The following is a 13,285-nucleotide window of genomic DNA, read 5'->3' as shown; positions in this document are numbered from 1 at the left end:
TCCAGCCGGAGAAAGAGTGATGGCGATCAAATACGGACGTCCGATCGAATTGCGCGAGGTTTCGCGCCGGGATGGCGCGAGCGCCTCCCCTGCCCTCGATCTGACCGTCCGCCCGCGCCGCAACCGCAAGGCCGAATGGGCCCGGCGCATGGTGCGCGAGAACGTGCTCACCACCGATGATCTGATCTGGCCGCTGTTCCTGATCGACGGCAACAACAAGCGCGAGCAGATCGCCTCGATGCCGGGCGTCGATCGCCTCAGTGTCGATCAGGCTGTGCGCGAGGCCGAGCGCGCTATGAAGCTGACGATCCCCTGCCTCGCGCTGTTTCCCTACACCGACCCGTCCTTGCGCGATGAAGAGGGCTCGGAAGCGACCAACCCGAACAATCTGGTCTGCCAGGCGGTGCGCGCGATCAAGAAGGAGTTTCCCGATCTCGGCATCCTCTGCGACGTCGCGCTCGACCCCTTCACCAGCCACGGCCATGACGGCCTGATCGTGGACGGCAAAATCCTGAATGACGAGACGGTTGCGGTGCTGGTGCGTCAGGCGCTGGTGCAGGCCGAAGCCGGCTGCGACATCATCGCGCCCTCGGACATGATGGACGGCCGCGTCGCCGCGATCCGCGAGGGGCTGGATCATTCCGGCCTGCTCGACGTACAGATCATGGCCTACGCGGCGAAATACGCCTCCGCCTTCTACGGCCCGTTTCGCGACGCGATCGGCTCGGCCAAGACGCTGACCGGCGACAAGCGCACCTACCAGATGGACAGCGCCAACACCGACGAGGCGCTGCGTGAGGTCGAGCTCGACATCTCCGAGGGCGCCGACATGGTGATGGTGAAGCCCGGCATGCCCTATCTCGACGTGGTCCGCCGCGTGAAGGATACCTTTGCGATGCCGACCTTCGCCTACCAGGTCTCCGGCGAATACGCGATGATCGCAGCTGCTGCCAACAACGGCTGGCTCGACGGCGAACGCGCGATGATGGAAAGCCTGCTCGCCTTCAAGCGCGCCGGCGCCGATGGCGTGCTCAGCTATTTCGCACCCAAGGCGGCGGAGAAGCTGCGAGCGCAGTAATCGTGCGCGTCCGCCCCCGAATCGCCGGAATATTTCGGCTTGTTGACGCCCGCGCGCCCTTGGCACGGGGATGACCTGTTCCCATGTCCTGCCACGGGAGTTTTCTCCTGGGAGGCGGACATGTCGTATTCGGACTCGGGCAATTCAGGTTCCCAAGGCGGCGCATGGCGAAGTGACGGCGCGGCTCACGCCTATGATCCCTATTTGCACCCTGAGCTGTTCCGCGGTGTCGCGACGCGGCGGGTGTTCGCGTTCCTGATCGACATGGTCGTGATCTCCGTCCCCGTCATCCTCGGCTACATCTTCATTGCGGTGTTCGGGGTGGTGACGCTCGGCATCGGCTGGGCGCTGTTTTGGCTGGCCTGGCCGGCCTCCGTGATCTGGGCCATCGTTTATTACGGCGCCTGCATCGGCGGTCCCTCGTCTGCGACGATAGGAATGCGGGTGATGGATCTGGAGTTGCGCACTTGGTACGGCGCACCCGGTTATTTCGTCCTGGGCGCCACTCATGCCGTGCTGTTCTGGGTCACGGTGTCGTTCCTGTCGCCCTTCGTCGTGCTGGTCGGCCTGTTCAACGGCCGCCGGCGCCTGCTGCACGATTTCGTGCTGGGGACGATCGTGATCAACAATTCCGTTCGGTCGCCAGTGCCTCAGGCGGCAAGGACTTACTGATCAAGGACCTATCAACCAGGATCGACTAAGCTGACGGATCTGACCTGCCCAGCAGACCGATTGACCGGGGGCTTTGGTAGCGCGATGCTGATACCCACTTCGGAGGCCCACGACGTCCCTTGACCCAGCACTCGCGCGACACCCCGCAATTTTATCTCACGGCGCCCTCGCCCTGCCCGTATCTGCCGGGCCGGCATGAGCGCAAGGTGTTTACGCACCTCGTGGGAGAGCGCGCCGGCGACCTCAACGACCTCCTGACCCATGGCGGCTTCCGCCGCAGCCAATCGATCGCCTACCGGCCGGCCTGTGATCAGTGCCGGGCCTGCGTCTCGGTCCGGGTGGTTGCCAACGAATTCCGTCCGTCCCGCAACTTCCGCAAGGTGATGGCGCGCAATTCCGACATCATCGGCGAGCAACGCAGCGCGGTACCGACCTCCGAGCAATATTCGGTGTTCCGCGCCTATCTCGATGCCCGCCACCGCCATGGCGGCATGGCCGACATGACCGTGCTCGACTATGCCATGATGGTCGAGGACAGCCACGTCGAGACCCGCATCATCGAGTACCGCAAGCGCGGCGTCGACAGCGGCATCACCGGCCGCGGCGAGGAACTGATCGCAGTCGCGCTCACCGACGTGCTCAGCGACGGCCTCTCGATGGTCTACTCGTTCTTCGAGCCGGGCCAGGTCAGCCGCTCGATGGGCACCTTCATGATCCTCGACCACATCGCCCGCGCCCGCCGGCAAGGGCTGCCTTACGTCTATCTCGGCTACTGGATCGAAGGCTCCAAGAAGATGGACTACAAGGCCCGCTTCCTGCCGCAGCAGCGCCTCGCGCCCTCAGGCTGGCTGCGCATCGATGCGCAGGGCGACGCTGCGTCGGAGCCGCAGGATTAGAGAATACGCGAGTCTGTCTCGCATCGAAGTCGCTGCCATGTCTGAAGGCGTGAGTGGGATACGGAGGGTATCCTTGTCCAGCCAAAACTACGATTTGATCGCAAGAGCAATCACCGAACGACTTCAGGTGCTCTGCTTCTATCAGGGGTACCCGCGCGCAATCTGTCCAGCCTTATTGGGGCATTCGAACGGCGCGGAATATACACTCGCGTTTCAATTCGCTGGCGGTTCGAGCAAGGGCCTTCCACACGCAGGCGAGTGGAAATGCCTAAAGGTCGCTGAGATGAGCAACATCGAGCTTCGTGCCGGAGAATGGTACGCTGGTTCAAGCCACAGTGCGCGTCAGCAATGCGTGAAAGACGTAGATCTGGACGTGAACCCGTTCAGCCCCTACGATCCGCGACGTCGCCGCATGCATTGATCATTCACCCGAACAGCGTATCCGCCAGCAGCTTCAGGTTCAGAACCACGATCACGCCTGCGACGATCCAGGCGATCGCCGCGACGGAAACCGGTATCGCGAACTGGCCCATCTTGCGGCGGTCGGAGACGAAACGAACCAGCGGGATCACGGCAAAGGGCAACTGCATCGACAGCGCGACCTGGCTGAACACCAGCAGATCCGCGGTGCCGCGCTCGCCATAGATCGCGGTGACGAGGATCACCGGAATGATAGCGATGCCGCGCGTCAGCAGCCGCCGCGCCCAGCTCGGCAGGCGCAGGTCGAGAAAGCCTTCCATCACGATCTGGCCGGCGAGCGTCGCCGTCACCGTGGAGTTGAGGCCCGAGGCAAGCAGCGCGATGGCAAACAGCGTCGACGCGATGCCGAGGCCGAGCAGCGGGGAGAGCAGCTCGAAGGCCTGACCGATCTCGGCCACATCGGAATGGCCGCTCGTGTGGAAGGTCGCGGCCGCCACGACGAGGATCGCGGCGTTGACGAACAGCGCGAGCATCAGCGCAACAGTCGAATCCGTCGTCGCCCATTTGATCGCCTCGCGGCGGCCCTCGTCATTGCGTTCATAGGCGCGCGTCTGCACGATCGAGGAGTGCAGATAGAGATTATGCGGCATCACGGTCGCCCCGATGATGCCGATCGCGATGTAGAGCATCTCGGGATTGGTGAAGACCTCGGTCTTCGGCACGAATCCCCTCAGCATCTCGGCAACCGGCGGCGCTGCCGCGGCAAGCTGGACCGTGAAGCAGACTGCGATCACGACCAGCAGCGCCATGACGAAGGCTTCGAGGAAACGGAAGCCGCGGTTCATCAGGATGAGAAGCAGGAAGGCGTCCAGCGCTGCGATCAGCGCGCCACCGACCAGGGGAATGCCGAACAGCAGTTTTAGCGCGATCGCGGTGCCGATCACCTCCGCAAGGTCGCAGGCGATGATTGCGGCCTCGCAGGCAAGCCAGAGCAGGAAGTTTACCGCAGGCGAATAGGTCGCGCGGCAGGCCTGCGCGAGATCGCGGTCGGTGACGATGCCGAGCCTTGCTGCCAGCGACTGCAGCAGGATCGCCATCAAATTCGAGAGCAGGATGACCGAGAGCAGCGTGTAGCCGAACTTCGACCCGCCGGCGAGGTCGGTCGCCCAATTGCCGGGGTCCATGTAGCCGACCGAGATCATGTAGCCGGGACCGACGAAGGCCAGCAGCCGCCGCCACCACGCCCCTGCCGCCGGGATGGCCACCGTGGCGTTCACCTCGGCCAGGCTCTTGGGGGTCGGCGCGTCAGCGCGCCAGCCGGCGGTGTCGGGGATCAGATCAGGCGATCGGGCATCCATGCTGGCACAATACCGGAGTCGAGTCTTATTGCAACTCATTTGCAACTGCATCTGGCCGTATCGGTTCCCTTCGCGGCCCGGAGGCGGTCGGGCCTGTCGGGAAGCGGGTGGGTTTGGCCCCCTCGGAAGCGAATACTGGCGGCAATCCGACTTTGCAGGAAATGAGCCATGTCAAATCCGCCCCGCCTTCCTGACACCTTCAACCGCCTCGCCTGGTCCAATCTCGCGGCGCAGTCGGCCGAGCAGGTCGCGCTGGCCGCGGCCCCCATCGTCGCCGTGCTGACGCTGGGCGTGGCGGAAGGCCAGACCGGCCTGCTCCAGACCGCCCTCACATTGCCGTTCGTCCTGTTCGCGATTCCCGCCGGGCTGCTTGCCGACCGCATCTCCCGGCGCTCGCTGATGGCGGGTGCCGAGGCGCTGCGCGCTGCGGCGCTGGCGGCAATCGTGCTCTTGCTCGCACTCGGGGCGCTCAATCTGTCGCTGCTGGCGCTGCTCGGCTTCACGGCCGTGTGCGGCACCGTCGTCTACAGCGTGGCCGCGCCAGCGCTGGTGCCCTCGCTCGTGAGCACGGAGCTGCTGCCGGCTGCGAATGCCCGGATCGAGCTTGCGCGCACCATCGCCTTTGCCAGCGGCCCTGCGCTCGGCGGCGCGCTCGTCGGCTGGTGGGGCGCGAGCCCGGCGTTCGGCTTTGCCGCCGCGCTCTCGGCCACCGCCGTGGTGCTGCTCTCCGGCATCTATGAGCCCGCACGTGCGCCCTCGCCACGCCGCCATCCGTTCCAGGACATCCGTGAGGGCGCGGCCTTCGTATTTCACCATCCGCTGCTGCGGCCGGTGTTCATCACGCAATTCATCTTCAACACCGGCTGGTTCCTGCAGATCGCGGTGTTCGTGCCCTACGCGGTGCGCCATCTCGGCCTGACCGCCGCCGGCGTCGGCACCGTGCTGACGATGTACGGCGTCGGCATGGTGATCGGCGCGCTGTTCGCCACGCGCGTGATGAAGCGCATCGCCTTCGGCACCGTGGTCGGGCTCGGCCCGGTCACCGGCTTCGTCGCCGCATTGGTGATGGCGCTGACGGTGCTGGTGCCATCGCCCTGGCTGGCAGGCTTCAGCTTCTTCCTGCTCGGCGTCGGGCCGATCCTGTGGGTGATCTCGACCACGACCTTGCGCCAGTCGGTGACGCCGCCGCGTTTGCTGGGCCGGGTCTCCGCCATCAACATCATGAGCTATGGCGCCCGCCCGCTCGGCTCGGCGCTGGGCGCGATCGTCGGCGGCTTCTGGAGTGCGGAAGCGTGTCTGTATCTCGCCGCTGCCGTGTTCAGCGTGCAAGCGCTGGTGATCTGGCTGTCCCCGGCCGTGGCGCTGGATCGGCAGCCGGCCATGGTGGGAGATGAAGCGACGGCGCGGTGCTAATTCGCCAGATACCGCTCGTAGCTCCCCGTCACCGGCTCGCTCGCGTCGACTTCGGGATCGAGCGTGTAGAGATCCTGCGCGCGGCCGATGCCGCGCAGCGCGTAGCGGCCGGTGGAGACGAGATAGCGCCGGCCGGCGGCATCGAGGCCCTTGTAGAACTCCGCCGATGCCAAGAGCTCGCGATCGACCGAACGGCTCATCGAGGCGATGCGACTGACCTCGTTGACGGTCGGCCCGACCACCGTGAAATCGAGCCGGTCCTCGCTGCCGATATTGCCGTAAAAGACCTCGCCGACATGCAGGCCGATATAGGCCGAGGTCGTCGGCCGGCCGTTGGCCTCCCGCCGCACGTTCAGCGCCGCGACGTTCTTGCGAGACAAGTGCTCGGCGCGCAGCGCTGCGCGGCGCGCATCCGCCATATCCTCGCCCCAGAACATCGCGAGCACGCCATCGCCGATCAGCTTCAACACGTCGCCGCCGGCATCGTGGATCGCGTCGATCACGGCCTGGGCGTAATCGTTGAGGAACGGGATGATCTCGTCGGGACCAATGCTCTCGCTGATTGCAGTCGAACCGCGCAAATCCGAATACCACAGCACGGCGTTGATGCGCTCGGTGACGCCGCGCGAGATGCGCCCGCGCAGCACCTGTTCGGAGGCATCGCGTCCGAGATAGACCCGGCCGAGCGTGCGCACGATGTCGACCTGTTGGGCCGATTTCACCGCGAGGCCCAGCACCGGCACGAGATCGCGCAGCGCGGCGAGCTCCGGTTCGCTAAATCCCGCCTCCCGCCGCGTCGTCCAGTTGGAGTAGAGACAGTCCATCTGACCGAGCGCGCCGGTCTCGCCGAAGCGATGCACGAAGGCGAGATAATGCCGGTGCCCGTTTTCGGCGAGCTCGCCGAGCTGTGAAAAATCCAGCGAGGGAGCATCGGCAAGATCGACCAGCATCTCGTCATGGCCGTGCTCGAGCATGTGGAAGAAGGTCGAACGCTGCCAGTTTTTGGCCGCATCCCCCTCCGCGGTCGAGCCGTATTCGATGACGTCGCTCTCGTTACTCGGCACGTCGCTCCAGCGAAAGCCGCGCCCCTCATAGATCGGATGCAACGTATCAATCAGCACGAGCGCGCGAGAGAGTTCCAGTCCTTCGGCGCGGCAGCGCTCGCAGAAGCCGCGCAGCAGCTCGTTTTCAGGCAGGCCGGTGAGCCCCTGGCCGGTCAGCCAGTTCATCAGCGCAAGGCGCGAGGTTATTTGCATACGCCATTATGGCGTGCATTCGTGACGAGCGAAAGGCCGAGCACAACCAAGGCTCCCGCCCGCAGCAGGTCGAATATGTCGCGGACGCTGTTGACGCGCTCTCGCCTCGGGCCGCAAATGCAAATGATGACTCCGCCGATCAGAAATACAGAGACATGAGCCAGCGCCAGCTTCCCATCATCCTGGCGCTCGGCACGACGCAGACCCTGGCCTGGGCTTCCAGCTATTATTTGCCGGCCCTGCTTGCGGATCCAATGGCGCACGACCTCGGTATCTCCACCAACTGGATCTTTGGCGCGTTCTCGGCCTCGCTCGTGATCTCCGCAATGCTGGGGCCGCGTATCGGCCGGCAGATCGATCTCGTCGGCGGGCGGCAGGTGCTGTCGGCCTCGAACCTGACCATTGCCGCCGGCCTCGTGCTGCTCGGGGTCTCGCAGTCAGTGGCCGTGATGGCGTTCGCCTGGCTCTTGCTCGGCCTCGGCATGGCGATGGGGCTTTACGACGCCGCCTTCGCTGCGCTGGGCCGCATCTACGGCACCGAGGCGCGCAGGCCTATTACCGGAATCACGCTGATGGCGGGCTTCGCCTCGACGGTCGGCTGGCCCCTGACCGCCTGGGGGCTTGCCCATATCGGCTGGCGCGACACGTGTTTCGCCTGGGCCGCCGCCAACATCCTGATCGGCCTGCCTCTCAATTTCTTCATGCTGCCGGCGATCAAGGGCGCCAAGCAAGCTGCGGCAACGGCGGAGAGGCCGCACGTGCCGCTCGACCGCACCATGATCCTGCTCGCCTTCGTCTTCGCCGCAGTCTGGACCGTCACCGGCGCCATGGCCGTGCATTTCCCGCGCATCCTGGAGGCAACAGGCGCAACGCATGTCGAGGCGATCGCGGCCGGCGCGCTGATCGGACCGGCGCAGGTGGTCGCGCGCATCCTCGAAGCGGGCTTTCTGAGCCGCTTCCATCCGCTGTGGTCGACCCGGCTTGCCTGCCTTACCCACCCGATCGGAGCCGCCGTCATCGCCATCTTCGGCGCGCCTGCCGCGATCGCCTTTGCGCTGCTGCACGGCTCCGGCAACGGCATTTTGACGATTGCCCGGGGAACGTTGCCGCTGTCGATCTTCGGCCCGAAAGACTTTGGTTATCGCCTCGGCATCATCGGCGCACCGGCGCGAATGGCGCAGGCGGTGGCGCCGCTGGCCTTCGGCCTGCTCATCGAAATCATGGGAACCAGGGTGCTGATGGTCTCGTCCGCTCTCAGCCTCTCAGCGCTGGCCGCACTGTTCCTGATCCGCGCCGAGAAGCGGCCGGATTGACCGCGCCGGCGGTTTCGCGCACAAGCGCAGCATGACCGACGACAAAAGCCCGCCCCGCACGTTCAAAGGCCTCCTGCGCTGGGCCATGACGCCGCCGCAGGCCTGGGGCGTCTACCTCCTTGCCATCCTGCTGGTGTGGCTGCTCTCGTTCTATGCGGGCACGCTGAAGCCGAAGAACACGCCCAACGCGAGCCCGCCGGTCACCGCGCCGAAAAGCTGATCCGAACCTCAATCGTAGAACTCCGGCGACATCTTCTGGCCGTCGCGCTGAGCCTTGTCGTGGTTGATCCACAGCTGCGCCTTCTCCTTGGTCAGCGTATCGGCGATCTTCTGCATCGAGGCCACAGTCTGTTCCTTGTTGGCATTGATGCTGGGCACGCGGCGGTTGTCCCAATTATCCCTGAAATGAACGGCATCGCCGGAGAGCACCACCGCGCCGGTCTTCGGCAGCTTCACCAGCAGCGACTGATGTCCTGGCGTGTGGCCGGGCGTCGAGAGGATGGTGATGCTGCCGTCGCCGAACATGTCCTTGTCGCCCGACAATAGCTCGACGGGATGCGCGGGCTTGAAGCGCGGCTCGTTATTGGCACCCGGCCAATCATATTCGGCCTTCTGCAAGTAGAGCGTCGCCTGCGGGAACATCTCGACATTGCCGATGTGATCGGGATGCGTGTGCGAGATGCCCACTGCCTTGATATCGGCGGGCTTGACGCCGATCTGCTCGAGCTGCGCAGCGAGCGTCTTCGGCCGCCTCCAGGTCACGGCCTTGGGATCGGCAGGCGCAAGTCCGTTCGGCATCGCGGCGACCGCGTCGGGGATACCGGTGTCCCACAGGAACCAGCGTTGCTTGTGCTTGATGAGATAGCAGGTGTCGACGAAGTCCATCGACTGACCTTCGTTCACCCCGGGTGACCAGCGCGCGATATCACCGGCGACGCCCTCGCCGCAATTGAGGATGTAGAGCTTTTCGACACCCGATTTTTCCGACTGAGCGACCGCGGTGTAACCGGACAGTGTCAATGCGGCGACGGCGAGAGCGAGCGTGATCCTGGACATGATCTTGGGTGTCATCTGGTCCCTCCTTGAGCGCCTGCCTGCTGCGACCGAGGATCAACCCCGAGCTCGCCGCACAATTCCGCCTCCACACACTATAGGGCGCAGCGGCATATCTTTCTAACGTTCGATGCCAATGAAACCGGCGATTGACAGGGGGCCGCGATTTCGATGTAATCAGCGGCATGGGGATCGAGCGATCTCCCCACGAGGCGACATGCCCAAGAATCGCGTCCCGTTCGATTTTTCGAGGACGCATCATGTCAACTTTCACGACCATATCATCCGACAAATTGGCGCGCCTGATCGGCACAGCCAATGCTCCCGTCCTGATCGATGTACGGACCGATGAGGATTTTGCCGCCGACCGGCGGTTGATCCCCGGCTCCATCAAGCTCAGCCACGAGTCCGTTGCGGAATGGGGCGGCGACTTCGCCGGCCGCCGGGCCATTGTCTCGTGCTTCCGCGGCGAGAAGCTCGCGCAGGGCACGGCGGCCTGGCTCCGCCAGCTCGGCGCCGAGGCTGAAACGCTGGAAGGCGGCTTCGAGGGCTGGAAGGCGGCAAAGCTGCCGCTGCTCGACACTCGCAAGTTGCCACCGCGCGACGCCAACGGACGCACCGTCTGGGTGACGCGGGCGCGGCCGAAGGTCGACCGTATCGCCTGTCCCTGGCTAATCCGCCGTTTCGTCGATCCCAACGCGGTGTTTCTCTATGTGGCCCCGTCCGAGGTGGTCGCCGTCGGCGAGCGCTTCAAAGCCGCGCCCTTCGACATCGAGAACGTGTTCTGGAGCCACCGAGGCGAACTCTGCACCTTCGACGTCATGATCGAGGAATTCGGGATCGCGACCCCGGCCCTGCTCCGGCTCGCGACATTGGTACGCGGCGCCGACACCGCGCGGCCGGACCTCGCACCGGAAGCGCCCGGACTGCTGGCGGCCTCGCTCGGGCTATCGCGGATGTACGATGACGACCTCGAACAGCTCGAGGCCGGTATGCTGCTCTACGACGCTTTCTATCGCTGGTGCCGCGACGCCACGGGCGAGACCCACAACTGGCCGACCAACAAAGTGAAGGCGTAATGGATATCCGCGCCAATCAAACGAGAGCTGATGCCGGTCACGGCATCAGCTTCGGTGAAGCTTTCCGCGTCTGGCTCCGCGTCGCCTGCCTCAGCTTTGGCGGGCCCGCGGGCCAGATCGCGGTGATGCATCGCATTTTGGTCGAGGAGAAGAACTGGATTTCCGAAGGCCGCTTTTTGCATGCGCTGAACTACTGCATGCTGCTGCCGGGACCCGAGGCGCAGCAGCTCGCGACCTATGTCGGCTGGCTGATGCATCGCACCGCTGGTGGGCTGATGGCGGGCGGGCTGTTCATCCTGCCCGGCATCATAGCCATCATGGGCCTGAGCTATATCTACGCCGCGTTCGGCAATGTCAGCTTCGTCGAGGCGCTGTTCTTCGGCCTGAAGGCCGCCGTGCTCGCCATCGTGGTCGAGGCCGTGGTGCGCGTCGGCAAGCGCGCGCTGAAGAACCGCATCATGATCGGGCTCGCCGCAATCGCCTTCGTCGCGATCTTCTTCTTTGAGGTCCCCTTCCCGATCATCATTATTGCTGCCGGCGTGATCGGCTATGCGGGTGCGCGGGCGGGCTGGCCGGAGTTCGCGCCTGCCAGTCACGGCCATGGCGGTAGCAGCGCCGCGATCGACAGCATGCTCGGTGACGCCGTGCCCGATCACGTCCGCGCCAATACGGCGCGCGCAATCCGCGTCGGTGCGCTCTGGCTCGCGCTATGGCTGGTACCCGTGATCGCGCTGCTCCTCGCGCTCGGCCAAGCCAGCGTGTTCAGCCAGATCGCGCTGTTCTTCTCGAAGATGGCGCTGGTCACCTTCGGCGGCGCCTATGCGGTGCTGGCCTACGTCGCCCAGCAAGCGGTCGAGCATTATCACTGGCTCAAGCCGCACGAGATGCTGGACGGCCTCGGCATGGCCGAGACCACGCCGGGCCCGCTGATCATGGTGCTTCAGTTCGTGGGCTTCATGGCCGCCTATCGCGACCCGGGCGGACTATCGCCGATGCTCGCCGCGACGCTCGGCGGTCTGCTCGCGACCTGGGTCACCTTCACGCCCTGCTTCCTCTGGATCTTCGTCGGCGCGCCCTATGTCGAGCGCCTGCGCGGCAACAAGGGCCTTGCCGGCGCACTCAGCGCGATCACCGCCGCCGTCGTCGGCGTGATCCTCAACCTCTCGATCTGGTTCGCGCTGCACACGCTGTTCCGCGAGACCGTGCCGGTACACGCGTTTCCGCTGGACTTCGATAGACCGGTGCTGACCAGCGTCGATATTCCGGCACTCGTGCTGGCGATCGCGGCCGCGACTGCGATCTTCCGGTTTAAGCTGGGTATGCTGACGGTGCTGGCAGGCAGCTGCGCGGCGGGTTTGGCGTTGCGGATGGTCGGGGTGATCTAGGGCATGTACTACGCGTGGGCTCGTCGCATCTGACTTGCCATCAGGAGCCGGCGTTGACGCCCACAGCGCTGCATGGCGGCCTTAAGCCATGTGGGGACATCAGGGCGCGATGCGCATCGGATGTTTTGGGTTGCGGCGCATGAAATCATCAACGTCCTGCATTCGGTCGGGCAATGGTTCGGCGTCGGGGTAGCTCCGGTAGCTCCAGAAGCGGAAACCTGCTGACCAGAGGGCCTGCACTTTCTGCCCACTGTTCGGCATCGGACCGCTTCGAAGCCTTGAACAAGCGGCCCATCTCATGGAGACAAGAGCTGCACTGTGGACAAGCCGCGCTCGTGTCTGCCCGGACCTTCCATGATTTCTGACACTCGAAGCAAGCATGGGCTATGAGGTAGTCGGGTCCCCGCACCGCTTTAGGCGCACGCGCGTCGGCGCGTGCCTGTGGAACGCCGCAAATGCATTCGCCGAGCTTTTTCCGCGCCGCCTACCATCCGAACAGAATGACAGCAGACCTTAGTGTCCGCAACGGGTCAAAATGCGCCACTGAGGGCTTCGGATCACCGCTTCCGGTCTACCCTGAAGAGCCGACCAGCAGTGAGCCTTGCGGCGTGGCCGCGAAGGGCCACAAAAAAGAGACATCAGCTAAGACGGATATCCACAGTGGGAAGTCGTCGCGCTGATATTCGACGACACTTCAGGTGGTATTACTTTTTTGGCAGCAGCCCCAACACGAACCATTGAGCTGGAAAGAGGGGGAAGAACAGCGCTCCCAAGATGAACCAAATGCGCTTAGACCGTCCTCTCTCTGCCGCGAAGCTAGCGGTTACGCCGCCGCACCAAAACATCAACGCGATAACGACCAAACTAAACATGATCGAGCCGGGCATGACTAGCTCCTGCTGATGGGTCTCTCCCAGATAATATAGGATTGGTCTCTCCGCGGCCATAGGGCTCGCCCAAAATCCGCATGAGGCGTCCTCAAAGCCGACCGCTACTCACCACGCCCCGTCGACCGTCACCCGTCGGGCAAAACAGCCGCGACCGGCGCGACGCCATTGCTTGTCAAGTCCCGGGATCGTAAATATTCCACTTTACCGAAATTCGGATTTGTCGTACAAGCGAAACACCTGGCCCGAGACAAGGGGCGGATCGCGATCGTCACGAACCGCGGGCTGGGACGCGACGGCGTCGGGCGCGAGCGGCGTTGCAGGGCGGCTTTGGCCGTGAGCAGCAGCTCTCGTGCCGACGACACGACGCTGACAGCGTCTTCGCATGGCTTCGGGTGTGAGCACACGCCAGCACTCGGAGTCCCAGCGAAGATGTGCGCGGACGAAGAAGTCGTGTGGTCCTGACGCCTGGAGC

14 protein-coding genes are annotated in these 13,285 nt (G+C 64.6%); 9 read left to right on the top strand and 5 right to left on the bottom strand.

The window, feature by feature from the left end; all coding sequences use genetic code 11:
- Positions 1-19 precede the first annotated feature (19 nt).
- The 4 genes from hemB (at position 20) to JJE66_RS17215 (ending at position 3,067) form a co-directional block, all read left to right on the top strand.
- The gene (gene hemB, locus JJE66_RS17230; RefSeq protein WP_200515515.1) at positions 20-1,078 is read left to right on the top strand and encodes a porphobilinogen synthase; all 1,059 of its coding nucleotides are present in this window, start codon (positions 20-22) and stop codon (positions 1,076-1,078) included.
- 120 nt (positions 1,079-1,198) lie between these two features.
- Positions 1,199-1,750 (top strand): RDD family protein, encoded by a 552-nt coding sequence (locus JJE66_RS17225; RefSeq protein WP_200515514.1) that lies wholly within the window; start codon positions 1,199-1,201, stop codon positions 1,748-1,750.
- A gap of 119 nt (positions 1,751-1,869) precedes the next feature.
- Positions 1,870-2,646, top strand: a complete 777-nt coding sequence (locus tag JJE66_RS17220; protein WP_200515513.1) for an arginyltransferase — start codon at positions 1,870-1,872, stop codon at positions 2,644-2,646.
- 73 nt (positions 2,647-2,719) lie between these two features.
- Positions 2,720-3,067: a hypothetical protein gene (locus tag JJE66_RS17215; protein WP_200515512.1), complete on the top strand. Its 348-nt coding sequence runs from the start codon at positions 2,720-2,722 to the stop codon at positions 3,065-3,067.
- 4 nt (positions 3,068-3,071) lie between these two features.
- Here the strand turns inward: JJE66_RS17215 and JJE66_RS17210 are convergent, their stop codons facing one another.
- Positions 3,072-4,424: an Nramp family divalent metal transporter gene (locus JJE66_RS17210; RefSeq protein ID WP_200515511.1), complete on the bottom strand. Its 1,353-nt coding sequence runs from the start codon at positions 4,422-4,424 to the stop codon at positions 3,072-3,074.
- Positions 4,425-4,592: 168 nt separating this feature from the next.
- Between JJE66_RS17210 and JJE66_RS17205 the strand changes: the two genes are divergently transcribed.
- Entirely contained in the window at positions 4,593-5,837 is a 1,245-nt protein-coding gene (locus JJE66_RS17205; protein WP_200515510.1) for an MFS transporter, read from the top strand.
- On the opposite strand, the gene JJE66_RS17200 is transcribed toward JJE66_RS17205, so the two are convergent.
- Positions 5,834-7,093 (bottom strand): adenylate/guanylate cyclase domain-containing protein, encoded by a 1,260-nt coding sequence (locus JJE66_RS17200; RefSeq protein WP_200515509.1) that lies wholly within the window; start codon positions 7,091-7,093, stop codon positions 5,834-5,836. The two genes, JJE66_RS17205 and JJE66_RS17200, sit on opposite strands and share 4 nt — an antisense overlap.
- A gap of 155 nt (positions 7,094-7,248) precedes the next feature.
- On the opposite strand from JJE66_RS17200, the gene JJE66_RS17195 reads away from it, so the two are divergent.
- Together JJE66_RS17195 and JJE66_RS17190 are read left to right on the top strand one after the other, a co-directional pair.
- Positions 7,249-8,406 (top strand): MFS transporter, encoded by a 1,158-nt coding sequence (locus tag JJE66_RS17195; protein WP_200515508.1) that lies wholly within the window; start codon positions 7,249-7,251, stop codon positions 8,404-8,406.
- 31 nt (positions 8,407-8,437) lie between these two features.
- Entirely contained in the window at positions 8,438-8,626 is a 189-nt protein-coding gene (locus JJE66_RS17190; RefSeq protein ID WP_200515507.1) for a hypothetical protein, read from the top strand.
- An 8-nt stretch (positions 8,627-8,634) separates the two neighbouring features.
- Here JJE66_RS17190 and JJE66_RS17185 read toward each other — a convergent pair whose 3' ends face one another.
- Positions 8,635-9,477: an N-acyl homoserine lactonase family protein gene (locus JJE66_RS17185; protein WP_200515506.1), complete on the bottom strand. Its 843-nt coding sequence runs from the start codon at positions 9,475-9,477 to the stop codon at positions 8,635-8,637.
- A gap of 242 nt (positions 9,478-9,719) precedes the next feature.
- On the opposite strand from JJE66_RS17185, the gene JJE66_RS17180 reads away from it, so the two are divergent.
- Together JJE66_RS17180 and chrA are read left to right on the top strand one after the other, a co-directional pair.
- A complete protein-coding gene (locus JJE66_RS17180; RefSeq protein WP_200515505.1) occupies positions 9,720-10,538 on the top strand; it encodes a chromate resistance protein ChrB domain-containing protein in 819 nt (272 codons plus the stop codon).
- On the top strand, positions 10,538-11,923 hold the full coding sequence (gene chrA, locus JJE66_RS17175) for a chromate efflux transporter (RefSeq protein ID WP_200515504.1): 1,386 nt from the start codon (positions 10,538-10,540) through the stop codon (positions 11,921-11,923). Before JJE66_RS17180 ends, chrA begins: the two co-directional genes overlap by 1 nt.
- 99 nt (positions 11,924-12,022) lie before the next feature.
- Here chrA and JJE66_RS17170 read toward each other — a convergent pair whose 3' ends face one another.
- Both JJE66_RS17170 and JJE66_RS17165 read right to left on the bottom strand, forming a co-directional pair.
- A complete protein-coding gene (locus tag JJE66_RS17170; protein ID WP_200515503.1) occupies positions 12,023-12,184 on the bottom strand; it encodes a hypothetical protein in 162 nt (53 codons plus the stop codon).
- Between the two features lie 443 nt (positions 12,185-12,627).
- Positions 12,628-12,810, bottom strand: a complete 183-nt coding sequence (locus JJE66_RS17165; protein WP_200515502.1) for a hypothetical protein — start codon at positions 12,808-12,810, stop codon at positions 12,628-12,630.
- Between the last annotated feature and the right edge of the window lie 475 nt (positions 12,811-13,285).

This window comes from Bradyrhizobium diazoefficiens (assembly GCF_016612535.1).
In the GTDB taxonomy this organism is placed as follows: domain Bacteria; phylum Pseudomonadota; class Alphaproteobacteria; order Rhizobiales; family Xanthobacteraceae; genus Bradyrhizobium; species Bradyrhizobium diazoefficiens_C.
The sequence above is the reverse complement of the archived record's forward strand: the minus strand, read 5'-3'. Positions and strand labels throughout refer to the sequence as shown.

Bases quoted from the DNA above. Each gene is read 5' to 3' on its own strand.
- hemB (WP_200515515.1), top strand. From the start codon at position 20: ATGGCGATCAAATACGGACGTCCGATCGAATTGCGCGAGGTTTCGCGC.
- JJE66_RS17225 (WP_200515514.1), top strand. From the start codon at position 1,199: ATGTCGTATTCGGACTCGGGCAATTCAGGTTCCCAAGGCGGCGCATGG.
- JJE66_RS17210 (WP_200515511.1), bottom strand. From the start codon at position 4,424: ATGGATGCCCGATCGCCTGATCTGATCCCCGACACCGCCGGCTGGCGC.
- JJE66_RS17205 (WP_200515510.1), top strand. From the start codon at position 4,593: ATGTCAAATCCGCCCCGCCTTCCTGACACCTTCAACCGCCTCGCCTGG.
- JJE66_RS17200 (WP_200515509.1), bottom strand. From the start codon at position 7,093: ATGCAAATAACCTCGCGCCTTGCGCTGATGAACTGGCTGACCGGCCAG.
- JJE66_RS17195 (WP_200515508.1), top strand. From the start codon at position 7,249: ATGAGCCAGCGCCAGCTTCCCATCATCCTGGCGCTCGGCACGACGCAG.
- JJE66_RS17190 (WP_200515507.1), top strand. From the start codon at position 8,438: ATGACCGACGACAAAAGCCCGCCCCGCACGTTCAAAGGCCTCCTGCGC.
- JJE66_RS17185 (WP_200515506.1), bottom strand. From the start codon at position 9,477: ATGACACCCAAGATCATGTCCAGGATCACGCTCGCTCTCGCCGTCGCC.
- JJE66_RS17180 (WP_200515505.1), top strand. From the start codon at position 9,720: ATGTCAACTTTCACGACCATATCATCCGACAAATTGGCGCGCCTGATC.
- chrA (WP_200515504.1), top strand. From the start codon at position 10,538: ATGGATATCCGCGCCAATCAAACGAGAGCTGATGCCGGTCACGGCATC.
- JJE66_RS17170 (WP_200515503.1), bottom strand. From the start codon at position 12,184: ATGCCGAACAGTGGGCAGAAAGTGCAGGCCCTCTGGTCAGCAGGTTTC.
- JJE66_RS17165 (WP_200515502.1), bottom strand. From the start codon at position 12,810: ATGCCCGGCTCGATCATGTTTAGTTTGGTCGTTATCGCGTTGATGTTT.